General features: G+C 74.3%; 17 protein-coding genes and 2 riboswitches. Of the genes, 9 read left to right on the forward strand and 8 right to left on the reverse strand.

The window, feature by feature from the left end:
* Positions 1-44: 44 nt before the first annotated feature.
* Positions 45-2159 carry a putative cobaltochelatase gene (locus ACFO4E_RS05430; RefSeq protein WP_378571897.1) on the reverse strand — a complete coding sequence of 705 codons (2115 nt, stop codon included), beginning with the start codon at positions 2157-2159 and terminating at the stop codon, positions 45-47.
* 56 nt (positions 2160-2215) lie between these two features.
* Positions 2216-2344, reverse strand: a riboswitch (cobalamin riboswitch).
* Between the two features lie 212 nt (positions 2345-2556).
* On the opposite strand from ACFO4E_RS05430, the gene ACFO4E_RS05435 reads away from it, so the two are divergent.
* The 5 genes from ACFO4E_RS05435 (at position 2557) to ACFO4E_RS05455 (ending at position 6261) form a co-directional block, all read left to right on the forward strand.
* Positions 2557-2781: a hypothetical protein gene (locus ACFO4E_RS05435; RefSeq protein WP_378571898.1), complete on the forward strand. Its 225-nt coding sequence runs from the start codon at positions 2557-2559 to the stop codon at positions 2779-2781.
* 198 nt (positions 2782-2979) lie between these two features.
* Positions 2980-3312, forward strand: a complete 333-nt coding sequence (locus tag ACFO4E_RS05440) for a hypothetical protein (protein ID WP_378571899.1) — start codon at positions 2980-2982, stop codon at positions 3310-3312.
* An 84-nt stretch (positions 3313-3396) separates the two neighbouring features.
* Positions 3397-3657 (forward strand): hypothetical protein, encoded by a 261-nt coding sequence (locus ACFO4E_RS05445; RefSeq protein ID WP_378571900.1) that lies wholly within the window; start codon positions 3397-3399, stop codon positions 3655-3657.
* Positions 3658-3760: 103 nt separating this feature from the next.
* Positions 3761-4780, forward strand: a complete 1020-nt coding sequence (locus ACFO4E_RS05450) for an LLM class F420-dependent oxidoreductase (RefSeq protein WP_378571901.1) — start codon at positions 3761-3763, stop codon at positions 4778-4780.
* Positions 4781-4848: 68 nt separating this feature from the next.
* Complete coding sequence (locus tag ACFO4E_RS05455) at positions 4849-6261, forward strand: amidase (RefSeq protein WP_378571902.1); 1413 nt, start codon at positions 4849-4851, stop codon at positions 6259-6261.
* Here ACFO4E_RS05455 and ACFO4E_RS05460 read toward each other — a convergent pair.
* The gene (locus ACFO4E_RS05460) at positions 6258-7289 is read right to left on the reverse strand and encodes an MsnO8 family LLM class oxidoreductase (RefSeq protein WP_378571903.1); all 1032 of its coding nucleotides are present in this window, start codon (positions 7287-7289) and stop codon (positions 6258-6260) included. The two genes, ACFO4E_RS05455 and ACFO4E_RS05460, sit on opposite strands and share 4 nt — an antisense overlap.
* A gap of 256 nt (positions 7290-7545) precedes the next feature.
* Here ACFO4E_RS05460 and ACFO4E_RS05465 point away from each other — a divergent pair, with 256 nt between their 5' ends.
* The gene (locus tag ACFO4E_RS05465) at positions 7546-8976 is read left to right on the forward strand and encodes an APC family permease (RefSeq protein WP_378571904.1); all 1431 of its coding nucleotides are present in this window, start codon (positions 7546-7548) and stop codon (positions 8974-8976) included.
* A 3-nt stretch (positions 8977-8979) separates the two neighbouring features.
* Here ACFO4E_RS05465 and ACFO4E_RS05470 read toward each other — a convergent pair whose 3' ends face one another.
* Positions 8980-9252 carry a DUF6504 family protein gene (locus ACFO4E_RS05470; RefSeq protein WP_378571905.1) on the reverse strand — a complete coding sequence of 91 codons (273 nt, stop codon included), beginning with the start codon at positions 9250-9252 and terminating at the stop codon, positions 8980-8982.
* Between the two features lie 266 nt (positions 9253-9518).
* On the opposite strand from ACFO4E_RS05470, the gene ACFO4E_RS05475 reads away from it, so the two are divergent.
* A complete protein-coding gene (locus tag ACFO4E_RS05475; protein ID WP_378571906.1) occupies positions 9519-11708 on the forward strand; it encodes a serine/threonine-protein kinase in 2190 nt (729 codons plus the stop codon).
* A 61-nt stretch (positions 11709-11769) separates the two neighbouring features.
* Complete coding sequence (locus ACFO4E_RS05480; protein ID WP_378571907.1) at positions 11770-12756, forward strand: quinone oxidoreductase family protein; 987 nt, start codon at positions 11770-11772, stop codon at positions 12754-12756.
* 46 nt (positions 12757-12802) lie between these two features.
* Here ACFO4E_RS05480 and ACFO4E_RS05485 read toward each other — a convergent pair whose 3' ends face one another.
* The 4 genes from ACFO4E_RS05485 to cobN all read right to left on the reverse strand — a co-directional run bounded on the left by ACFO4E_RS05485 (position 12803) and on the right by cobN (position 21486).
* On the reverse strand, positions 12803-13897 hold the full coding sequence (locus ACFO4E_RS05485) for an SPFH domain-containing protein (protein ID WP_378571908.1): 1095 nt from the start codon (positions 13895-13897) through the stop codon (positions 12803-12805).
* Positions 13898-13954: 57 nt separating this feature from the next.
* Positions 13955-14395: an NfeD family protein gene (locus tag ACFO4E_RS05490; RefSeq protein WP_378571909.1), complete on the reverse strand. Its 441-nt coding sequence runs from the start codon at positions 14393-14395 to the stop codon at positions 13955-13957.
* Between the two features lie 169 nt (positions 14396-14564).
* Positions 14565-17492, reverse strand: coding sequence for a penicillin acylase family protein (locus tag ACFO4E_RS05495; protein ID WP_378571972.1), 2928 nt, complete (start codon positions 17490-17492; stop codon positions 14565-14567).
* A 244-nt stretch (positions 17493-17736) separates the two neighbouring features.
* Positions 17737-21486: a cobaltochelatase subunit CobN gene (gene cobN / locus ACFO4E_RS05500; protein WP_378571910.1), complete on the reverse strand. Its 3750-nt coding sequence runs from the start codon at positions 21484-21486 to the stop codon at positions 17737-17739.
* A gap of 47 nt (positions 21487-21533) precedes the next feature.
* Positions 21534-21710, reverse strand: a riboswitch (cobalamin riboswitch).
* 67 nt (positions 21711-21777) lie between these two features.
* On the opposite strand from cobN, the gene ACFO4E_RS05505 reads away from it, so the two are divergent.
* Positions 21778-22290 (forward strand): hypothetical protein, encoded by a 513-nt coding sequence (locus ACFO4E_RS05505; RefSeq protein ID WP_378571911.1) that lies wholly within the window; start codon positions 21778-21780, stop codon positions 22288-22290.
* A gap of 222 nt (positions 22291-22512) precedes the next feature.
* Here the strand turns inward: ACFO4E_RS05505 and ACFO4E_RS05510 are convergent, their stop codons facing one another.
* On the reverse strand, positions 22513-22881 hold the full coding sequence (locus ACFO4E_RS05510) for a hypothetical protein (RefSeq protein WP_378571912.1): 369 nt from the start codon (positions 22879-22881) through the stop codon (positions 22513-22515).
* Positions 22882-23484: the final 603 nt, after the last annotated feature.

A 23484-nucleotide genomic window follows, 5' to 3' on the forward strand; every position in this document is an offset into this window, starting at 1 on the left:
CTCTCTCCTCGTCCTCCTCTTGCCCGCGTTGCCGCGGCGACGCGTCAGGCGGCGCCGCGCGCGTGCCGGACCAGGCCGCTCAGCGTGTCGGCGCGCAGCTCCTCCAGCAGGACGGGGGTGGCGTCCATCGCGGCGGCGAGCCGGTCGGCCAGGCCCAGGCGCACCGGCCCCGACTCGCAGTCGACGACGACGCTGCGGACCCCTCCGGCGCGGATCAGCGCGCCGGCCCGCTGGGCATCGCCGAAGCCCCCGTGGGTGGCGCGGCCGTCGGTGACGACCACGAGCAGCGGGCGCCGCTGCGGGTCGCGCAGGCGCTCGACGCGGAGCACGTCGGCGCACCGGAGCAGGCCGGCCGCCAGCGGGGTGCGCCCGCCCGTGCGCAGGTCGCGCAGGCGGCGTGCGCCGGCTTCGACCGAGGATGTGGGCGGCAGGTCGAGTTCGGCGCCGCGTCCGCGGAAGGTGACGAGGCCGACCTTGTCCCGGCGCTGGTAGGCGTCGAGCAGCAGGCTCAGGACCGCTCCTTTGACGGCGCGCATGCGCTGCCGTGCGGCCATGGAGCCGCTGGCGTCGACGCAGAACAGCACGAGGTTGCCCTCGCGGCCTTCGCGGACGGCCTCCCTCAGGTCGGCGGGGTGCAGGACGAGGCCGCGGCCGGCGCGGCCCCGCGCGCGCTGGTGCGGGGCCGCCGCGTTCACGGTGGCGGCCAGGTGCAGCGCGCCTACGCGCTCGGCGGGGACGCGGGCGCCGGTGGTGCGCCCCAGGGGCGTCTCGGCGCGCGAGCGGCGGCCGGGCGCGCCGGCGCCGGTACCGGGGACGCTGAAGAGCCGCGGCCGGTAGGCGGGCGCGGCGTCAGAGGGGGTGCCGTCGGCCTCCGAGGGGCGGCCGGGGGTGTCACCGGGCGGCGGCCCGCCGTCGCCGGGGGTCTGCGCGCCGTCGGCGTCGGGAGCCTGTGCCCCGGAGGCTCCGGACCCCGCGGGACCGTCCGCCCGCGCGTCCGGGCCGGGGCCGCCGGCGGGTTCCGCGCCGGACGGCTCCCCGGACCCGGGCCCGGAGTCCTCCGTTCCGGCGGGGCCGTCGGGGCCGCGGTCCGGCGCGCCGTCCGGCCCGCCGGAACCGCCGTCAGGGGGTTCGGGGTCGTCGTCGCGGGCCTGGTCGAGTGCTTGGCGGAGGCGGTCCTCGTCGAGCCCCGGGGCGTCGAAGGGGTCGCGCCGGCGGCGGTGGGGCAGGGCCAGGCGGGCGGCGTCGCGGACGTCGTCGGCGCTGACCTCGGCGCGGCCGTGCCACGCGGCCAGGGCCATGGCGGCGCGCGCGGTGACGATGTCGGCGCGCAGGCCGTCGACCTCGAAGGCCGCGCAGACCGCGGTGACCTGGCGCAGAGCGGCGTCGGAGAGGGCCACGCCGGGCAGCCGCGTGCGGGCTGCGCGGATGTGCGCGGCGAGCTCGGCCTCCTCGTCCGCGTGGCGGGCGGCGAAGGCGGCGGGGTCCGCCTCGTAGGCGAGCCTGCGCCGGACGACCTCGGCCCGCTGCGCGGGGTCGCGGGTCGCGGCGACCTCCACCGTCAGGCCGAACCGGTCGAGCAGCTGGGGGCGCAGCTCGCCCTCCTCGGGGTTCATCGTGCCCACGAGCAGGAACCGGGCGGCGTGGCGCACCGACACGCCCTCGCGCTCGACGTGCGACGTCCCCATCGCGGCGGCGTCGAGCAGCAGGTCGACGAGGTGGTCGTGGAGGAGGTTCACCTCGTCGACGTAGAGGACGCCGCGGTGGGCCGCCGCGAGCAGCCCCGGCTCGAACGCCTTGACCCCCTCGGTGAGCGCGCGTTCGAGGTCGAGGGAGCCGGCGAGGCGGTCCTCACTGGCGCCGACGGGCAGTTCGACCAGGCGCGCGGGGCGCTGATCGGCGGCGGCCCCGGGGTCGTGGGGCCCGTCGGGGCACCCGGGGTCGGGGGCGGCGGGGTCGCAGGCGAAGCGGCACCCGGGGACGACGCCGATGCCGGGCAGGAGCGCCGCCAGGGCGCGCACCGCCGTCGACTTGGCGGTCCCCTTCTCACCGCGGACCAGCACCCCGCCGACCGCCGGCGATACCGCGTTGATCAGAAGGGCGAGTTTCAGGTCGTCCATGCCGACGACGGCTGTGAAGGGGTAGCGAGCGGAAGCGCCCACGCTGTTCGGTCCTTCCTCGGGAGTCCACGCCCATAGGGGTCGGTCGTGGCGCCGCGCAGTCTCCTGACTCCCAGATCGCCGCTCCCCCGCCGCCTTCCCACCGGGACCTCCGGCAGTGGCGATGGTCGCGGGTTCGCTCCCTGGTCACAGTGGCGGGACCGCCCCGGATTCGCACCGGGTTCCTGCTGACGGCGGGGCATCACGGTCCCCGCCGGTCGGCGCCGCCCACCACGATCTCACACGCCTGCGCGGGTCCTCCGGCCGCCGGGTGCCTCCGACCGGGCGACGACCAGGCCAGATCCGGCCGAATCGCCCGGACCGGCATGGACGACCCCCAATGGGGTATCCCGCCGCCGCAGCCGCCCCCGGAAGGCGGGGCGGATAGGAAGGGGCGGATGTGGGCGTCGTCGAACTGGGTTTCACCGTCATGGGAGCCGCGGTCGTGGTGCTGCTGATCGTCAGGCTCGCCGGCCTGGCCCTCAACCGCTCGGGCGGGCGCACGCCGCCCCGGCGGCGGACACCCGGCGGCGGGGCCGGGTACTACGGCGGAGGCTGGTCGGACGGCGGCGGAGGCGGAGGAGGCGGCGACGGAGGCGGAGGGGGCGGTGGGGGTGGATGCTGATCCGGCCGCACGGAGCGGACGGGTGGGCAGAGGCGGGCGTGAGCGTCATCGAGACGGGCTCCCGCGGCCGGGACCACCCCTCCGGCGACGACGGGGTTCTCCGGCAGCGACCACTGGGACGGCGGGGAGGCGGCTGATCGTCTCCGGACAGAGCAGACGGCGCGATCGAAGGCGGGCAGTCGAGAAGGGAGGACGGGCATGGGTTTCATCGAGGCGCTGTTCCTGATCGCGATCGGGGGCATCGTCGTGGTGCTGGCGGTGGCGGCGTTGCGCGGCCGTCCCGCTTACAACACGAGCACGACCCGGCCGCGGAGGCGGCGGGGCGGCCGTGGAGGCGGCGGAGACGGAGGAGGGAGCGATTCCGGACCGCGCTCCTACGGTGACGGCTACCCGGGCGGGAGCGGCGGCCACGCGGCCGGGGGCGACAAGGCCGTGCACGACGGCGGATCGAGCGGGTGGGGCGGCTGGGGAGGAGACAGCGGCGGAGGTGGCGGCGACGGCGGTGGAGGTGGCGGCGGGGGCGGCGACTGATCCCGGCCGTTCCCGCCCGGCCGGAGCCGGCAGCGCGAACGGCCGGGGGTACGGGTGATCGCGGGCTTCCTCCTCGATGCGGCCATGGGCATCGCGACCGCGATGCCCATGGCCGCCGACCCGCTGATCGGCGGGCTTCTGGACTACCTGACGACCCCCCGCGAGGACAGGGAGCCGCCCGCCTGGGGGAAGTGGGTCGCCCTGGGCTTCGGCCTGCTGATCCTGATCGGCGTCCTCGCGGAGTTCGTGAGCCCCTCGGGCGGCGGTGGCCGCCATGGCCGCGGCGGCGGCGACGGCGGATCCTCCGGGGACGGCGGCGGTGGTGACGGCGGCGGAGGCTGCTGACCGCCCGCTCGGGGCACCGGATCGCCTGCGGCTCCCCTTCCCTCGAACTGGAACACGTTCTAGTATGCGCCGCAGGGACGCGACGACGACCGAGGGAGCGCAGGTGGCCGACGATCTGGAACTGGGTCTCGCCGTGGGCTACTGGGGGGCCGCCGCGGACGACGCCACGGAGTCGGTCCGCGCCGCCGAAGCGCTCGGCTACACGTCGGTGTGGACCGCCGAAGCCTACGGCTCCGACGCCTTCACCCCCCTGGCCTGGTACGGCGCGCGGACCCGGAACATCGGACTGGGCACCGCGATCGCCCAGATGTCGGCGCGCACCCCCGTGGCCACCGCCATGCACGCCCTCACCCTGGACCACCTCTCCGGCGGCCGGCTGCGGCTGGGGATCGGGGTGTCCGGGCCACAGGTGGTCGAGGGCTGGTACGGCCGGCCCTTCCCCCGCCCGTTGCAGCGGACCCGCGAGTACATCGACATCATGCGCCAGGTGTGGCGCCGCGAGGCACCGGTGACCGGCGGCGGACCGCACTACCCGCTGCCCTACCCCGGCGGCACCGGCCTGGGCAAGCCGCTCAGGTCCATCACCCATCCGCTGCGCCCGCGCATCCCCGTGTACCTGGGTGCGGAGGGCCCCAAGAACGTGGCGCTGGCGGCGGAGATCGCCGACGGCTGGGTCCCGATGTTCTACCACCCGCTACTCAGCCCGCCGCTGTACGCCGACGCGCTCGCCGGCGCCCCCGCCGGCTTCGACATCGCCTGCACGGTCACGGTCGTCGAGCACGACGACACCCGCGAGGCGCTGCGGCTGGCGAAGGCGCCCTACGCCTTCTACATCGGCGGCATGGGCGCCCGGGAGCGGAACTTCCACCTCGACGTGTTCGTCCGGCTGGGGTTCGCCGAGGCGGCGCACAAGGTGCAGGACCTGTTCCTGGCCGGCCGCCGAGCCGAGGCCGTCGACGCCGTGCCCGACGAACTCGCCGACGGGCTGGCCCTGGTGGGCCCGCTGCCCCGGATCGCCGAGCGCCTCCAGGCGTGGCGCGCGAGCCCCGTGACGACCCTGCTGCTGGCGGGCGTGCGCGACGAGCCGCGGCTGCGGGCGCTGCGGGACCTGGTGAAGGGCTGACGCGGGGGCCGCCCGGCGAGGATGCTCTAATTGGACGACGTTGCCCCGGTCCGGATTGTGAGACCCCCATGCACGAGGACATCGCCTACAGTCCCGCACGGGAGCTGGCTCGGCTGCTGCGCGCACGCGAGATCTCGGCGCGCGAGGTGGTGGAAGCCCATTTGGAGCGCATCGAGGACACCGGCCCCGCCGTCAACGCCATCGTGACCCTGTGCGGCGACCGCGCCATGGAGGAGGCCCGCGCCGCCGACGAGCGGCTGGCCTACGGTGCCGACGTCGGCCCCCTGCACGGCCTGCCCGTCGCCCACAAGGACATCCACGAGACCGCCGGGGTACGCACCACCTTCGGCTCCCCCATCTACGCCGACCACGTCCCCCAGCGCGACGAGCTGGTCGTCGAGCGGATCCGCGCCGCGGGCGCGATCACGATCGGCAAGACCAACACCCCCGAGTTCGCCGCCGGCTCGCACACCTTCAACCCGGTGTTCGGCACCACCCGCAACCCCTACGACACGTCGCGCTCGGCCGGGGGCAGCAGCGGGGGCGCGGCCGCGGCCCTGGCCGCCGGGCTGCACCCGCTCGCCGACGGGTCGGACATGGGCGGATCGCTGCGCAACCCCGCGTCGTTCAACAACGTGGTCGGGCTGCGGCCCTCCCCGGGCCGGGTGCCGCGGTTCCCGGAGGAGCTGGGCTGGTCGACGCTGTCGGTCCAGGGCCCAATGGCGCGCGACGTCGCCGACGCCGCGCTGCTGCTGTCGGTGCTGGCCGGGCCCGACCCCCGCTGCCCGATCGCCGTGCGCGAGCCGGGGTCGGTGTTCGCCGGGCCGCTCGACCGCGACCTGCGCGGCCTCCGGGTGGCCTGGACCCCCGACCTGGGCGGGGCGTTCACCTGCGAACGGGCCGTGCTCGACACCCTGGAGCCGCAGCTGTCGGTGTTCACGGGCCTGGGCTGCGAGGTCACCGAGGACTCCCCCGACCTCAGCGGCGCCGAGGAGGTGTTCCGCACCCTGCGCGCCTGGCAGTTCGCGAGCAAGATGGGGCCGCTGCTGGAGACCGACCGCGACCGCCTCAAGCCCAGCATCGTGTGGAACACCGAGGCGGGGCTCGCCCTCACCGGCGACGACCTCTCCCGCGCCGAGCGGCTGCACACCGCGATCTTCCACCGGACACGCGCGTTCTTCGAGCGCTACGACGTCCTGCTGCTGCCCGTCAGCCAGGTGGTCCCCTTCGACGCCGACCTGGAATACCCCGCCGACATCGACGGGGTACCCCAGGAGACCTACCTGGACTGGATGCGCTCGGCCTATCTGATCACCGTCACCGGGAGCCCCGCGCTGTCGGTGCCCGCGGGGTTCACCCCCGGCGGGCTCCCCGTGGGCCTGCAGATCGTGGGCCCGCACCTGGCCGAGCGCCGGGTGCTCGAAGTGGGGCACGCCTTCGAGCAGGCCACCGGCTTCGGGCTGCGGCGCCCCCCGCTCTAGTACCGGCTCGCGGGAGCCTCCCGGTGCGGGGTGAGCCCGAACTCCGCGGCGAGCAGCTCGAAGCTGCGGCGCCGTGCCGCGCCATCGGGCATCGGGGTGGCCACGAGCACCTCGTCGGCGTGCGCCTGCTCCGCCAGCGCGCGCAGGCGCCGGCCCACCTGCTCCGGGGTGCCGGCCACGATGCGGTCGGCCGCGGCGCGCGCGGTCGCGGCGTAGCCCGGCCCCGACCGGAATTCACGTGCCTGCCCGAGGGAGGTCGCGACGCGCTCGCCCGAACGCGCCCGCGCCGTGTGCAGCGACCAGAACGCGGTGAAGTCCTCGGCCGGCTCCGGGTCCTCGGCGGCGAAGGCGATGACGGAGACGCTGCTGTAGGGGGCGGCGGCGCGCGCCGAGGGGCGGAAGGCGTCGCGGTAGCGGCGCAACAGCGGCACGGCGTAGTCCGGGTCGATCTGGTGGGCGAAGCAGAACGGGAGCCCGTGCGCCGCGGCGTAGGCCGACCCGTGTTCGCTGGAGCCCAGCATCCACACCCGGGGCGGCGCCGGGACGGCAGGGTCGGCCCGGACCCGCGCGAAGGGGTGGTCGTCGGGCAGGTCGCCGTCGAGGAACCCGAAGAGGTCGGCGGCCATGGCGGCGAAGTCGACGTCCACGACGGCCTCGCGGGAGCCGCGCAGCGCCGTGGCGGTGCGCCCGTCGGTACCGGGAGCGCGGCCCAGCCCCAGGTCGATGCGGCCCGGGTACATCGCCTCCAGCGTGTTGAAGAGCTCGGCGACCTTCAGCGGGGCGTGGTTGGGCAGCATGATGCCGCCGGCCCCCACCCGGATGGCGCCGGTGGCCGCCGCCGCGCGGGCGATGATCAGCTCCGGCGCCGTGCAGGCGAGCCCGGCCGCGTTGTGGTGCTCGGAGAACCAGATCCGCTCGTAGCCCAGCGACTCGGCCAGCACCGCCGACTCCACGGCCTCGTTCAGCGCCTCGTGCGCGCCGACCCCCGGCGGCATCAGGACGTGGTCGAGCACCGAGAGCTGCACCATGCGGGACTCCTCATCCGGAGGACGGTCTCCGGGAACGGGAACGGGAACGGGGACGGGGCGCGGCGGCCGGGGCGGGCGGGCGCCGTGTCCGGAACCAACCTCCGCGCCGCCGCGATGATTCCGGGCCGTCCCCGTCGCCGGGTCGTAAATATTCGCGATCAACCGCGTTTCGGGATGAACGCGGGGATTCCCTTTCGGTGATCTTCACGGCACGCTGAAGCCCTGCACATCCGCACACCCCCATGTGGAGGCGCCGGTGAGTTCGAGTACGCAGGACCCGCAGCAGGACCAGGGGTTCATCCGGGTCCTCGGCCGGTGGGACATCCTCGCCCTGGCGTTCGGCGCCATGATCGGATTCGGCTGGGTCGTCCTCACCGGCGAGTTCATCAACGCCGCCGGCAGCCTGGGGTCGGCCCTGGCCTTCGTGATCGGCGGCGTGATCGTGGCGCTGGTCGGCCTCACCTACGCCGAACTGGTCGCCGCCATGCCCCACGCCGGCGGCGAGCACCACTACGCGCTGCGCGCCCTGGGGTCGCGCGGCGCCTTCGTGGCGTCCTGGGCGATGGTCCTCGGCTACATCTCCGTGGTGGCCTTCGAGGCCGTGGCCCTGCCGCAGACCGTGCTCTACCTGGCGCCCGATATGCAGGTCGGCCACCTGTGGACCGTGGCGGGCTACGAGGTCCACGCGAGCTGGGCCGCGGTGGGGATCGTCTCCGCGATCGCGATCACCGCGCTCAACTACATCGGGATCCGGCCCGCGAGCGTCTTCCAGACCGTCGCCGTGCTGTTCCTCCTGGCCTCGGGCGCGCTGCTGCTGCTCGGCTCGCTGACCGGCGGCTCCACGGAGGACATGCGCCCGCTGTTCACCGGCGGCATCCCGGGGATCGTGACGGTGCTGGTCGCGGTGCCGTTCCTGTTCGTCGGCTTCGACGTGATCCCGCAATCGGCGAGCGAGGTGAAGATCCCCTACCGGCAGGTGGGCCGGATCCTCGTGGTGTCGGTGGCCTGCGCCGCCGCCTGGTACATCCTCATCATGCTCACCGTGTCCTCGGGGCTGGCCCCCGGGGCACTCGCGGAGTCCGAGCTCGCCTCCGCCGACTCCATGACCGAGCTGTGGGGCAGCCGGGCCATGGGCCAGTTGCTCGTCCTCGGCGGCATCGCGGGGATCGTGACCAGCTGGAACGCGTTCCTCATCGGGGCCAGCCGGCTCCTGTACGCCATGGCCGTGTCGCGGATGATCCCGGCCTGGTTCGGCCGCCTGCACCCCCGGTTCCGCACGCCGGGCAACGCGCTGCTGTTCATCGGAGGGCTGTCGGTCCTCGCCCCGCTCTTCGGCCAGCCCATGCTCGTCTGGCTGGTCAACGCCGGGGGCATCAACATCGTGGTCGCCTACCTGATGGTCGCGCTGTCGTTCCTGGTGCTGCGCCGCCGCGAGCCCGGCATGGTGCGCCCGTTCCGCACCCCGGCCGGCGGCGTGATCGGGGCGCTCGCGGTGGTGGCGAGCATCGGCCTGGGCGTGCTGTACCTGCCGGGGATGCCGGCGGCGCTCGCGTGGCCCTACGAATGGGGGATCATCGGGCTGTGGTGGCTCCTGGGCGCCGCCTACCTGCTGCGCCTGCCCGGCGTGCGACCCGGCGCCGACGCCGAGGCCCGGCTGGTCGAGGCGGTGGAGCGGCGGCGCGCCTGAGGCTCAGTCCCAGACCCTCGCCAGGGTCCAGGAACCGGTGAGCGAATCGTGCCGGAGTTCGTAGACGCCCCGCGACACCTCCTGGGAGCCGGCCTCGACCCGCCAGTACGTGCGCTGGGGCAGGCGGTCCTCGGCGTGGGGCGCCCAGTCGGCGCGCAGCGTGACCCAGTGGTCGATGATCCGGCGGACCGCATAGATGCGCCCCTGCCAGGTGAAGCGCACGGGGCGGCCGTCCTGCTCGGCCACCGTGATCTGCACGCCGAAGATGCGCCCCACCTACGGGCCCCTCCCTCATCATCGCCGGTCGGCGCGCATGCGCCGACCGGGGACCCGCGGGGAAGGGCGGGCACCGGATTCGAACAAGCGTTCCCATCCTAGCCCAGTCCGCATCCGGCCGGAAGCGCGGCGTCAGCGCACCTGTCTAGAATCGTGGCGACCCTCCCTCACGTGGCGTCCCCCGGCGGCCCCGCACCACCCCGCGCCGCAGCCCCCCATACGCCATGAGGCGCGAATCACGCGACCCCGCAAAGGAAGCCAGCACTGTGACGCCAAACGGGCACGAGCGCGCCAAGCCCCTCCGGACCGGCGACCCCCGCGAGCTCGGCGACTACCGGATCGAGGGACGCCTGGGCCGCGGTGGAATGGGCACCGTGTACCTGGCCCGCGACCCCTCGGACCGCCACGTCGCCGTCAAGCTGATCCACCCCGATCTGAGCGACGACGACGACTTCCGCCGCCGGTTCGCCCGCGAGGTCGCCTCGGCGCGCAGGGTCGCGCGCTTCTCCACGGCGGGGGTCCTCGACGCGCGGCTCGACGGCGATCCGCTGTTCATCGTGTCGGAGTACGTGCCGGGGCCCAACCTCTCCGAGGCCATCGCCACCGACGGCCCGATGTTCGGCGGCACGCTCGACAGCCTCGCCATGGGCGTGGCCGCCGCCCTGGTCGCGATCCACCGGGTGGGCGTCGTCCACCGCGACCTCAAGCCCGCGAACGTCCTGCTGTCGGCCGTGGGTCCCAAGGTGATCGACTTCGGGATCGCCCGAGCGCTGGACGACGACACCGCCGTCACCCGATCCAGCCAGCTCATGGGGACCCCCGCCTACCTCGCCCCCGAGCTCGTCCTCGGCAACGACGTCACCCCCGCGTCCGACGTCTTCTCCTGGGGCTGCCTGGTCGCCTACGCCGGCACCGGCAAGGCCCCCTTCGACGCCCCTTCGGTGCCCGCCGTCCTGCACCGCATCAGCGCGGCACCGCCCGACCTCGACGGCCTCGACCCCGGCCTGGAGCCGCTCGTCCGCCGGGCGCTGGACAAGGACCCCGCCGGACGCCCCACCGCCCAGCAGCTGCTGAACCGGCTCGTGGGCCAGGACGACCCCGCCGACTCCGCCGTCGACCAGTCCGTCGTGCGGTCGTGGACCCCGCCGTCCACCGCCCGCCCCTCCGATGCCGCGGGGGCCGCCGCCCTCGCCGCAGGGGCGGCGGGCGCGGGCGCCGCCGACCCCGACGCCACCCCGGTCATCCCCTCCGCCGACTCCGACTCCGCCGTGCCCGCCGCCCCGCCTCCGCCACCGACCGGCGGGCAGGTGCCGCCCACACGGCCCATGGCGGGGCAGGCCCCGATGCCGCCGTCGGGCGGCTACCCGTCGGCGGCGGGCCAGGTGCCCTCGGGACCGCAGACCGCGTACGCGGGCCCGGTCCCCTCCGGACCGCAGACCGCGTACGGCCCGCCGCAGCCCGGCCCCTACGGACCGCCCGGGCCGCTGCCCCCCTACCCGCCCACCGCCGGACAGGTGCCCTTCCACGGCGGACCGCCCCACGGCCCGGCGCACGCGGGCCCGGGGGCGCCGTCCGGCCCGCACGGCCCCGGCGGACCGGGCGGTCCGAGCGCGCCCGGGAACGGCTCCCCGCCGTCCCCGCGGCGCCGCACCACCGCGATCGGGGCCGGCGCGGGCGCGGTCGTGCTGATCGTCGTCGCGGCGATCGGCGCGGTGCGGCTCTTCGGCGGCGGGCCGCCCGAGGGCACCACCGTCTTCCAGGACGACTTCGCCGACGCCGGGGAGTGGGGCAACCGGAGCGAATACGACCCCAGCGACACCACCTCGGGCGGCGGCTACGACGACCAGCAGCTCCTCCTCATCGTGCAGAGCGACTCCAGTCAGCCCAGCCGCGGCGAATGGGCCCCGTTGGAAGACGAAGGCCGGATCCCGGAGAACGTCCTGGTGAGTGCCGACGCCCGGGTGCGCTCCGGACAGCCCTACGGGGAGTTCGGCGTCCGCTGCTTCCGGCAGGAGGACGACGACGAGGGCGAGGCGACCATGTACGAAGGGCTCGTCCGCATCGACGGCGAGGGCGCCCAGATCAGGCGGGTCGGAGGCGAGGGCGGCGGGTCCGAGGTGGCCCGTGCCGACTCCGTCCCCGGGTTCGCCGCGACCGGCGATGGGGATGAGGACCCCGCGGTCAACACCGTCACCATGACCTGCGAGGTCGACCGCCCCGCCAACACCATGACCATCAACATGTGGGTCAACGGCCGCCACGTCCTCGAGGGCGTCGACGACCGGTTGCTGCCCGACGACGCCGAGGACTCCCAGCCGCGCATGGTCGGCGTCGTGGCCAAGCGGGGGGCCGGAGGCGGCGACAACACCGAGGTCGCCTTCGACAACTTCCGGCTCGCCGAACTCCCCTCCCCCGACGGCGAGCCCCCGGCATCGGGGCGATCCGACGACTCCTAGGCTGGTCGGCGGCGGGTCCCCGGGCCGCGCCGATCACCAGTTGCCGACGGAGAGGTTCCACATGCGCGCCATCGTCATCGAGGAGCAGGGCGGCCCCGAGGTCATGCGGGAGGCCGAGGCCGACGCCCCCAGACCCGGCCCCGGCGAGGTGGCCGTCGCCGTCGAAGCGGCCGGCGTCAACTTCATCGACGTCTACCAGCGCAGCGGCGCCTATCCGGTGCCCACGCCGTTCACCCCCGGTGTGGAGGCCGCCGGCACCGTGGCCGCGGTGGGCGAGGGCGTGACCGGCGTCGCCATCGGCGACCGCGTCGCCTGGGTCATGGTCCCCGGCGCCTACGCCGAGCGCGCGGTGGTGCCCGCCGACAGGACCGTCCCGGTGCCCGACGGCGTGACCACCGAGCAGGCGGCGGCCGTGCTGCTCCAGGGCCTCACCGCGCATTACCTGACGCACTCCACCTACCCGGTGCAGTCGGGCGACACGGTCGTGGTGCACGCGGCGGCCGGCGGAACGGGCCTGCTACTGGTGCAGCTCGCCAAGGCGCGCGGGGCGCACGTCATCGGCACGGTCTCGACCGCGGCCAAGGAGGAGCTGGCGCGCGAGGCGGGCGCCGACGAGGTCATCCGCTACGGATCCGGGAACGACCCCGAGGGCCCCGACATCGCCGCGGCCGTGCGCGCGCTGACCGGCGGCACCGGCGCCGCCGCGGTCTACGACGGCGTGGGCGCCGCGACGTTCGACGCCAGCCTGGACAGCCTGCGCCTCCGCGGCACCCTCGCCCTGTTCGGCCAGTCCAGCGGCAAGGTCGCGCCGGTGGACCCGCAGCGGCTGAACAGCGCGGGATCGGTGTACCTGACCCGCCCGATGCTGACCCACTACATCGCCGACCGCGCGGAGCTGCTGGAGCGCGCCTCCGACGTCCTCGGGCTCGTGGCCTCGGGCGGGCTGGACGTGCGGATCGGCGGCCGCTACCCGCTGGCCGACGCGGCGCGCGCCCACGAGGACCTGGCGTCGCGCCGCACCACCGGGAAGCTGCTGCTGCTCGTCTGAGCGGGGCGGCCCCCGCGACGGCCGGAGCGGCGGGGAGCCGGCGCGGCTACGCGTCCTCCCCGCTCTGGCCGTTGTTCCGGGTCGGGGCGGCGGCAGCGGCGTCGGCCTCCTTGCGGGCGTCGGCCACCGCCTCGGCGGCGAGTTCGGCCGCTTCGTCGGCGGCGCGGGCCGCGCTGTGCCCCGCCAGCGGGTCGCCGGGGGTGAGCTCCCGGGGCCCCTCTTCATCGGCGCCCTCCGCCGGTGCCCCCTGCTGCCCGCCTTCTCCCGTGCCGCCCTTGTCCTCGGCGAACGCCTTGCTGATGTTCTGCACCGCCTGGGTGAGCTCGCCGGGGATCACCCAGAACGTGTTGCCCTCCCCGCCGGCCAGCTCGGGCAGGGTCTCCAGGTACTTGTAGGCGAGCACCTTGGGGTCGGCGTTGTTGGCGTGCACCGCCTGGAAGACCCGCTCGATCGCCTTGGCCTCGCCGTCGGCGCGCAGGATGCGCGCCTGCTGGTCGCCCTGGGCCTCCAGGATCGCCTGCTGGCGAGCCCCCTCGGCCGTGAGGATCCGGGACTGCCGCTCGCCCTCGGCGTGCAGGATGACGGCGCGCTTGTCGCGCTCGGCGCGCATCTGCTTCTCCATCGCCTCCTTGATGGTGGGCGGCGGGTCGATGGCCTTGATCTCCACGCGGTTGACCCGGATGCCCCACTTGCCGGTGGCGTCGTCGAGGACGCCCCGCAGCCGCGTGTTGATCTCCTCGCGCGAGGTCAGCGTCCGCTCCAGGTCCATGCCGCCGATGACGTTGCGCAGCGTCGTCACGGTGAGCTGGTCGATGGCCTGGAGGTAGTTGGCGACCTCGTAGGCGGCGGCCCGCGGATCGGTGACCTGGTAGTAGAGAACGGTGTCGATGTTGACGACGAGGTTGTCCTCGGTGATCACCGGCTGCGGACGCGAGGTGAACACCTGTTCGCGCATGTCGAACTTGGTGTTGACCCGGTCGACCCCCGGGATGATGAAGTTCAGCCCGGGCTGGAGCGTCCGCATGTAGCGGCCGAACCGCTCGATGTTGTAGGCGCGGGCCTGCGGCACGATGCGCACCGTGGTCAGGACCACGAGGACGACGAGGACCGCGAGTACGAGGAACAGGATGTTGATGCCCATGGTCGGCTGCCTGCCAAGTCGGTCGGGTGTGTTGGGACGGGGTCGGGCGCACGGCCCTTACGGAAGGGCCTCCCTCGGGTAGACGACGGCCGTGGCGCCGTCGATCTCCAGGACGTCCACGCGGATGCCCGCCGGGATCACCTGGTCCTCGTCGAGTGAGCGGGCCGACCACTCCTCGCCCACGAGCCTGATCCGGCCGTGCTCGGCCGTCACCTCCTCCAGGACCACCGCGGACCGGCCCACGAGCGCTTCGGTGCCCGAGCGCAGCCGCGGCGGCTGCCGCAGGTGGCGGCGGGCGATCGGCCGCACGACCGCGAGGCCGGCGACCGCGGTGACCGCGAACGCGGCCACCTGCACGGCGACCCCCAAGCCCAGCGCGCCGGTGATGCCCGCGACGAGCGCGGCGACGGCGAGCAGGCCGAGGGCGAGCGTCAGGGTGAACACCTCGGCCGCGCCCAAGGCGACGGCGGCGATCAGCCAGAGGACCCAGATCGGCATGTGGTACCGGCCTCCCCTCAGGTGGCGGCTATGTCCAACCTACCCAGCAGACGGTGAGAAAGCACACAATTCGCCCCCAAGGATGCGGGGGTGATACACGGCACCGCAGGGCGGGGCCGGCCCGTGCGGGCCGGCGCCGCCGCGGGCGGAACCCCGGGGTGCGGCTTGGTCAGCCGCGGCCCTCGGTGAACTGCACGGCCACCTGGAAGGTCGGCCGGTTCTGCCAGGCCACGCGCTGGAGGTTGATGCCGCCCAGCGGGGAGTGGACGATGGAGTCGGCGCAGACCTGGTCGCCGGCGTCGCACTCGTCGTCGCCGGGGTAGACCTCGTCGGCCGGAACGGCCGCCGCCTCGCCCAGGGAGTCCGCCAGCACCGTGCGGCAGGCGTCGAGATCGCCCCCGCCGCAGTAGGCGGCGCCCAGCGGGCCGTCGACCTCCTCGCCGAGCACGGCCCTCAGGTCCTTGTCCACATAGGACCACCACCCGTACTGGAACGCCGATCCGCGGTGCGGCTGGCCCTGGTTGATGCTGCCGGGGTCGCCGCCCCCGATGCCGCCCGAGGGCGACTCGTCGACCTGCACGGCGGTGCTCAGCTCGGTGTAGAGGTCGCCGCCGAGCCCGGGTTCGAACTGGGCGCGGACCAGCAGCGGCCACCAGGCGTCCATGATGCGGACGGCGTCGGCGTGCGCGTACTCGCCGGCGCCCTTCTCGGGCTCGCGGCGCGGGGCGCCGTCCGCCAGCCAGTCGCGCAGCGCGTCGGCCGCCGCTGCGGTCTCGGGGTCGTCGACCGGGCCGCTGTCGAGCACCCGCAGGAGCCGGGGCAGGACCTGTTCGCCGCGCAGGTCGGTGCTGCCCGCTTCGGCCATGACCTGGGCGAGTGAGGCGGTGGTGAACGCGTGGCCCTCGTCGATGAGCGCCGAGACGCGGCCGTCCAGCAGGTCGCCGCGGTGCACCGACCCGGTCGCGTAGCCGGAGGTGTACCCGGCGGCGGGCTTGTTGTTCCAGTTGACGTAGTAGTCGTCGTTGACCGAGTTCGGGTGGTCCTCCAGGGGGGTGTAGTCGGCTCCGTTGGTGGCGGGGTCCCAGCCCGACCACCCCGCGGCCGAGGCGGCGTCGATGGGCATGTTGGGGTTGGTGCCCTCCGTGCGCACGGGGTTGGCGCCGGAGTTGATGAACGCGATGTCCTCGTCGTCGGCGTAGTGCCAGTTGAAGGCGTAGCCGATGTCCATGGCGGCCTGCTGGAAGGCGGCGGCCGAGGTGATCGCGCCGGGGTCGTTGAACTTCTGGAAGCCGATGATCGAGTCGACCTCGCGCATGTAGGTGGAGCGGCGGGTGGCGAAGGCGACGGGGGTGCCGTCGACCGTGCCGAAGGAGTCGATCAGGCCATAGGGCGAGCGCAGCGACGTCAGGGTGTAGGAGCCGGCGGGCGTCTGGTCGGCGACCGTCGGGGACCACTCGTTGTGCACGCTGAGCTCCTCGAAGGCGACGCACTCGCCGTCGTCGAGGTAGCCGCGCGAGCCGGTGTCGGGCGCGGAGCCGTCGGGCTCGCAGAGCTCAAGGGCGAAGGTGTCGGTGATGTCCTGGTTGGCCGATGTGGCGCTCCAGGCGTAGTCGGCGCCGCGGCCCATCTGCACGTAGAAGCTCACGCCGGGGAACGAGGCGCCCCGCGCGCTGATCCCGGGGCCCTGGAGCTCCTGGACCATGAGCAGCTGCGGGGAGAAGTAGCCCGTCTGCGGGCCCATGACGGCCACCGGATTGCCGCTCTCGGTGTGCTCGCCCGCCACCAGGAGGGCGTTGGACATGCCGGTCTCGCCGTCGAGGAAGTCGGCGGGCAGCACGCCGTCGTTGAAGACGCCCTCGGCGGCCGAGGTGTCGCCGAGGGCGGCCAGTCGCTCCAGCTCCGCGCGGTCGGCGTCGGGCAGGTCGTCGATCGTGCCGGGGGTCGCGCCGGGCTCGTCGCGGGCGTCCGCCGGGGCCGCCGCGGGGTCGCCGCCGCGCGCCGACCCCGTCTCGTCGTGGACGATGTCGTAGGGGACGACCGATCCGGGGTCGGGCCGCGCCTCGCCGACCGGGTCCTCCGGGGTCGCGGTGTAGGGGAATTCGCCGGGAACCGTGGTGACGGCCTCGGGGTCGTTCTCCATACGCCAGGACCGCCATAGCGCGTCGCCCTCCTCCTCGCCGTACTCGGCGACGAAGGACGCGCGCAGCAGGGCGGACTGGACCTCTCCCCCGCCGCCACCGCCGAACAGCAGGCCCACCATCGACGCGATGCCCACGACGTCGGTGCGGCCGAACTCCTCGATCTCCCCTGCCTGGGTCAGGGCGTCCTTGTGCCCGGCCAGGACGTATTCACCGGGGTAGTCGCGGCGCTCCTGGGAGACCTCGATGTAGGCGTTGATCCCCTCCAGGTAGGCGTCGACGTCGGCGAGCGCCTGGGCGCCCCGCTCGCCGCCGGAGGCGACCCGGTCGATCTGGGCCTGCTTGTCCTCCTCGGTGTAGGGGGCGCCGCGCCAGAGGCTCTGTTCGAGGACGCGGTTGCTCTCGGCTCCCCCGGCGAACGGGGTGACCTGGCCGCGGCCCAGGTTGCGCAGGACGTCCATGAGGAAGAGGCGGTCCTCGGCGGCGGCGTAGCCGGCGCCGAACATGGTGCCCTCGCGGGTGCTGCCGTAGATGTGGGGGATGCCGTGCTCGTCGTCGCGGACGATGGTGACGTCGTCGCGCGGCCGGTACTCCTCGCCGATGTCCTCGGGGGCCACCCCGAAGGCGGAGTCGAGGTAGTAGTCGCCGAGGTTCTGGGGGGTCAGGCCCTCGTAGTCGTGGAGCAGGTCGTCGTAGGCCTCGATCTGGGTGTCGGAGTGCTCGGGGCGTGTTCCGAAGAGCTGGTTGCCGAGGATCTCGATGAGGGTGGCGTTGCCGTTCTGGCCGGGGGTGAGGATGTCGCGGCAGGTTCCGCCGGCGCAGTAGTCCTCGACGGCGGCCATCAGCTCGGCGGTTGCGGGGTGGTCGCCGGCCGCCGCGGGGCCGGCCGCGGCCACGGTCAGCAGGGTCGTGAAGGCCGTCGCCGCTGCGGCGGCGCGGTATCGGGCACGGGGGAGCATCATGGCGTACCTCGTTCGCGCGGGGTCGGCGGCAGGTTACGCATGCGCGCGCCGTTCGCGAAAGAGATTCACATTCACCGCCGCACGGCGGGCCCGGTGCGCCGCGCCCCCCGTGCGGCAGCAGCACAGCGCACTACCAGCGGTAACACCGAGCGCACGCTCGGCGACACCGGCGGCGGGCGGCGGCACAAGCGGAAGGCGTGGCCGGATCCGGCCAGGCGTCCCGGGCCGCCGCCCCCATGGGTCAGCCCTCGTCCTCCAGTTCGCCTTCGAGCTCCAGGTAGGTGGCCCGCAACCGCTCGAGGACCTCCGGGTCGGGGCGCTCCCACAGCTTGCGGTCGGCGGCCTCCAAGAGGCGCTCGGCCATGCCCCGCAGCGCCCACGGGTTGGATTCGCGCAGGAACGCCCGGTTCTCGGGGTCGAAGACATAGCTCTCGGCGAGCTTCTGGTACATCCAGTCATCGACCACGCCGGCCGTGGCGTCGTAGCCGAACAGGTAGTCGACCGTCGCGGCCAACTCGAAGGCGCCCTTGTAGCCGTGCCGGCGCATGGCGGCGATCCAGCGGGGGTTGACCACCCGCGCGCGGAACACCCGCCGCGTCTCCTCGCCCAAGGTGCGGGTGCGCACCTGGTCGGGCACCGCGGAATCGCCGACGTAGGCGGCGGGGTCGCTGCCCGTGAGGCGGCGGACCATCGCGACCATGCCGCCGTGGTACTGGAAGTAGTCGTCGGAGTCGACGATGTCGTGCTCGCGGGTGTCCTGGTTCTTCGCCGCGACCGAGATCCGCCGGAACGACGCCTCCATGTCGGGGCGGGCGTCGCGGCCGTCGAGGCCCCGGCCGTAGGCGTAGCCGCCCCACACCGCGTACACCTCGGCGAGGTCGGCGTCGTCGCGCCAGTTGCGGGAGTCGATCAGCGGCAGCAGGCCGGCGCCGTAGGCGCCCGGCTTGGACCCGAAGATCCGGGTGGTGGCGCGCCGCCAGTCGCCATGGCCGGCGTGGTCGGCCAGGGCGTGCGCGCGCGGGTAGTTCAGCTCCGGCGGCTCCTCCAGCCCGGCCACCGCCCGCACCGCGTCGTCGAGCAACCCGATGACGTGCGGGAACGCGTCGCGGAAGAAGCCGGAGATCCGCAGGGTGACGTCGATACGCGGCCGGCCCAGCTCCTCCGCGGGCACGATCTCGAACCCGGTGACCCGGCGCGACGCGTCGTCCCAGGTGGGGCGGGTTCCCAGGAGGGCGAGCACCTCGGCGACGTCGTCGCCCTGGGTGCGCATGGCCGCGGTGCCCCACACCGTGAGGCCCACCGACCGGGGGTAGTCGCCGGTGTCGTCGAGGTGCCGGCGGATCAGCGAATCCGCGAGGGCCTGGCCGACCTCCCAGGAGTTGCGGGACGGGACGGCCTTGGGGTCGACGGAGTAGAAGTTGCGGCCGGTGGGCAGCACGTTGACCAGGCCGCGCGTCGGCGAGCCCGAGGGCCCGGCGGGGACGTGGCCACCGTCGAGCGCGTGCAGCACGGCATCGAGTTCACCGCCCGTGGCGGCCAGCCGCGGCACCACCTCGCGGGCGGCGAAGTCCAGCACCGCGCACGCATCGGGCAGGTCGGAGCCCACCACCTCGGCGACCACCGCGCCGGCCCCGCCCACAGGCCAGCCCCGGGCGTCCATGGCCTCGACCAGGCGCCGCGCCAGCCCTTCGATGAGGTCGACGGCGTCGGACGCACTTCGCGCCGGGCCGTCGACCAGGGCCGTCAGCTCCCCCGGGACCTCGATGCGCGCGCCCGGGTCGGCGAGCAGGTCGCTCTCCCGCAGGCCGAACGCCTCGGCCAGCGCCGCGCGCAGCCCGGGCAGCGCCCCGGCGCGCCCGGCCCACACCTGAGCGGCGCGCACCACAGCGAGCACCAGGTTCACCCGCGCCTCGCCCTCGGGGGCGACGCCCAGGGTGTGCAGGCCGTCGCGGATCTGCACGTCCTTGATCTCGCACAGGTAGCCGTCGACGTGCATGACGAAGTCGTCGAACTCCTCGTCGCCCGGCATCTCCTCCCGGTGCAGGTCGTGGTGGAGCTCGGCGGCCTTGATGAGGGTCCAGATCTGCGCGCGCAGCGTGGGCGCCTTATCCGGGTCGAGGTCGCTGACCAGGGCGTATTCGTCGAGGAGCTGTTCGAGCCGCGCGATGTCGCCGTAGGTGTCGGCGCGCGCCATGGGCGGCACCAGGTGGTCGACGATCGTGGCGTGCGCGCGGCGCTTGGCCTGGGTGCCCTCGCCGGGGTCGTTGACGATGAAGGGGTAGACCAGCGGCAGGTCGCCGAGCACCGCATCGGGGGCGTCGTCGGCGGCCAGGCCCAGGCCCTTGCCGGGGAGCCACTCCAGCGTGCCGTGCTTGCCGAGGTGCACCACGGCGTCGGCGCCGAACCCGCCGGCGTCGCGCGGCGCCTCCAGCCACCGGTAGGCCGCGAGGTAGTGGTGGGAGGGCGGCAGGTCGGGGTCGTGGTAGATCGCGATCGGGTTCTCGCCGAAGCCGCGCGGCGGCTGGATCATCAGGACGACGTTGCCGAAGCGCAGCGACGCGAGCACGATCTCGGGGCGGTCGCCGGAGTCGTCGACGTAGAGTTCGCCGGGCGGCTCGCCCCAGTGGGCGGTGATGGAGTCGCGGAGCCGTGCCGGCAGGGCGTCGAACCAGAGGCGGTAGTCGTCGAGCGGCACCCGGGCGGTGGCGGCGGCGAGCTGGTCCTCGCTGAGCCATTCGGTGTCGTGTCCGCCGGCGGCGATGAGCGCGTGGATGAGCGGGTCGCCGTCGTCCTCGCGCCGGTCCTCGCCGGGGCCGGGCACCCGCCATAGGGTGTCGTCGGCGCCGAGGTCGTAGCCGCGGGCGACGAGGTCGCGGAACAGCCGGACGGCCGAGGCGGGGGTGTCGAGGCCGACCGCGTTGCCCACCCGGGAGTGCTTGGTGGGGTAGGACGACAGCACCACGGCCAGGCGGCGCTCGCCCGCGGGCAGGGCGCGCAGGCGCGCGTGGCGCACCGCGATGCCCGCGACGCGCGCGGCACGCTCGGGATCGGCCGCGTACAGCGGCAGGCCGGAGTCGGTGTCGCCGCCGATCTCCTTGAAGGAGAACGGCACGGTGATCAGCCGGCCGTCGAACTCGGGGATGGCGACCTGCATGCCGGCGTCCATGGGGGTGAGCGCCGCACCGGAGGAGCGCCATTGTTCGCGTCCCGAGGTGAGCACGAGCCCCTGGATGATCGGGACGTCGAGCCGGGCGAGCGCCCCGGCGTCCCACGCGTCCTCGTCGCCGCCCCCGCTGGCGTCGGCCGCCACCGAGCCGCCGGCGGCGAGCACGGTCGTGACGATGGCGTCGGCCCGGCCGAGCAGCGCGAACAGCTCCGGCGCGGTCTCGGGCGACAGGCCCCGCAGCGAGCCGGAGAACACGGGCAGGGGCAGGCCCCCGGCGGCCTCGATCGCGTCGCACAGCACGTCGATGAAGGCGGTGTTGCCCGAGAGCTCGTGGGCGCGGTAGAACACCACGGCCACGGTCGGACGGCCGCCGGGACCGGGGACGGACGCGGGGCGCTCGTGCACCCCGAACTCGGGCATGGTCGCGGGCGGCTCGAAGCCCTCGCCGGTGAGCAGGACGGTGTCGGAGAGGAACCGGCTCAGCTGGCGGAGGTTGGCGACACCGCCTTCGCGCAGGTAGGCGTGGGCGTCGGTGGCCACGCCCGGGGGGACCGTGGACAGCGCCATCAGCCCGGGGTCGGCGGTGGCCTCGCCGCCGAGCGCCACCAGCGGGATCCCGCCGGCCCGCAGGGCCTCGATCCCGTCGGGCCAGGCGTCGGAGCCGCCCAGCAGCCGGACCACGACGATGTCGGCACCGTCGAGCAGCGCGGGAAGGTCGTCGGGGGTGGTGCGGGCGGGGTTGGCGGTACGGAAGCCGGCTCGGGCGGCACCGGCCGCGAGCAGATCGGTATCGGCCGTTGACAGCAGCAGAATGGTGGCGGCCACGCGAGTCCCTCTTCACAGAGTGCGGGGTCCTCGCCCCGCGACCGGACAGGTATCACGACGGCGCGGCGTCTCCTGGCTCGGGGATCGCCACCCGCCTCGGCCTTCCCACCGGACCCTCCGGCAGTGGCGTCGTTCGAGGCGGGCTCCCCCCTTACAGTTGCGGGACAGCCGCGGATTCGCACCGCGTTCCGTCACGCCGTCGGCGACCATCCTCGCAGAAGGTGCCGAACCGCCTCCCCGCTGGTTCCCCGTCCGGTGCGATCACCTCCCGGGGTTTGACACAATCCCAGCATGACCCACTACCCCCAACAGCCCGGCCCGGGCGAGGAACACCCTTATGGGCCCGGCGCCGACCCTTACGCGCAGCCGGGCACGCCCGGCTACGGGGAGTTGGCCCCCTACGGGCAGACACCGCAGACCGGCGGCTGGCAGGCGATGCCGGCACCGGCCGGTGGCCAGCCGCCCCTGGCCACCATCGGCGACATCACCATCACCCAGACCGAGGTCATCACCCCCGCGGGCAGATTCCCGATCAGGGGGAGCACGTGGACGGTCACCGACATGACGACCGTTTCCGAGGGGATCCCCGCCTACGCCGTGGTGATCGCCATCCTCTTCTTCTGGTTCTGCCTGCTGGGCCTGCTGTTCCTGCTGATCAAGGAGCGCCGGGTGTCGGGCCACGTCCAGGTGACCGTGCAGGGCAACGGCGTGTTCCACTCCACGATGATCCCGGCCCACGGCCCCGCCACCGCCCACCAGGTGATGCAGCAGGTCAACTACGCCCGCAGCCTCGCCGCGATGTAGCGCTGCCCGGACACACGGGCCGCATCGCAACCCGCTGACGACACGGGGGACCGCATCGGAGCCCGCTCCCGACACGGGGGTCCGTATCGCAACCCGCTCCCGACATGGGGGCCGTAACGCTCCCCGTTCCAGACACGCGGGCCCTACCCACCCCCGGACACCGACCACGGACCCGGACGCCTTGGGCCGGGCGGCCGTGGCGCGCACGACCGCCCGGACCGCTCAGCAGCCCGGCCCCGCGCCCCCGCGACCGGAATCGGCGGCACCCGAGGTGGTCAGATGATCGATCACCAGATCGCGGACGAACGGCGCCAGCGGCCGGTCGCCCGCGGCGGCGGTCAGAGCGGCGAACTCCTCCGCGCTGAAGACCACCGACAACGACGGGGAGTCGGCCCTGCCGTACCGCGGCAGCCCCAGCATCTGCCGGTGGACGCGCTCCAGCGCCTCGGGCGGCAACGGCCCGTAGGCCGCCTCCAACTGCGACAGCCACCCGCGCAGCTCACTCCACCGGGCATGGCGACCGGCGAGGACACACAGGTAGGACGCGAGATCCTGCCGCCCAGCGGCACGCCGGAGCTCTCCCAGCGTCACGGGATCGAGCGTGAGGACGACGCGGTCGCCCTGACCGCCGGAACCGACCGGCTCGGACGCGTCCGGGCACCCGCGAGGTCCGGCGGAGGCGGTCGAATCAGTCGATGCGGACACAGCGGAATCGGTGATGGTCACCGGAACCTCCACAGAGGTAAGGGAATCACCCGCCGGGACAGCCCGACGGGCACGGACTCGCGGCCCCCACCTCGTCGCCGGAACCCCTGATCACACACCCCACAGGGTGGAAACACAGGGTCCGCGCATCCTCTGACCGCTGCTCTCCCCCAACCGTATCCGGCCGGCGACACCCCCGCCCCCGTCGTCCACAGCCCCACCGCACCACACGACCACTCGGGGAACCACCCCCGCGCGGCAACGACAGCACCATCCCGGACAACACCACGCGAACCCCCGGGGAACCTACGCGGCCCGGACCACCACACCGCGGTCCCTCACCCGCGCCCACCCCTGCGGAAAGAAGCCGGGGATCGACGGCTCCACCACCCCACCCGGCAGGCGAACACGCACATAGCCACTCCGCCCAGCCGAGCCACACGGCGCCGCGATCACGCCTCCACCACCCCACCGGGCACCCGAACACAC

The sequence above is a fragment of the Nocardiopsis mangrovi genome, assembly GCF_042653925.1.
GTDB classification, from domain to species: Bacteria; Actinomycetota; Actinomycetes; order Streptosporangiales; family Streptosporangiaceae; genus Nocardiopsis_B; species Nocardiopsis_B mangrovi.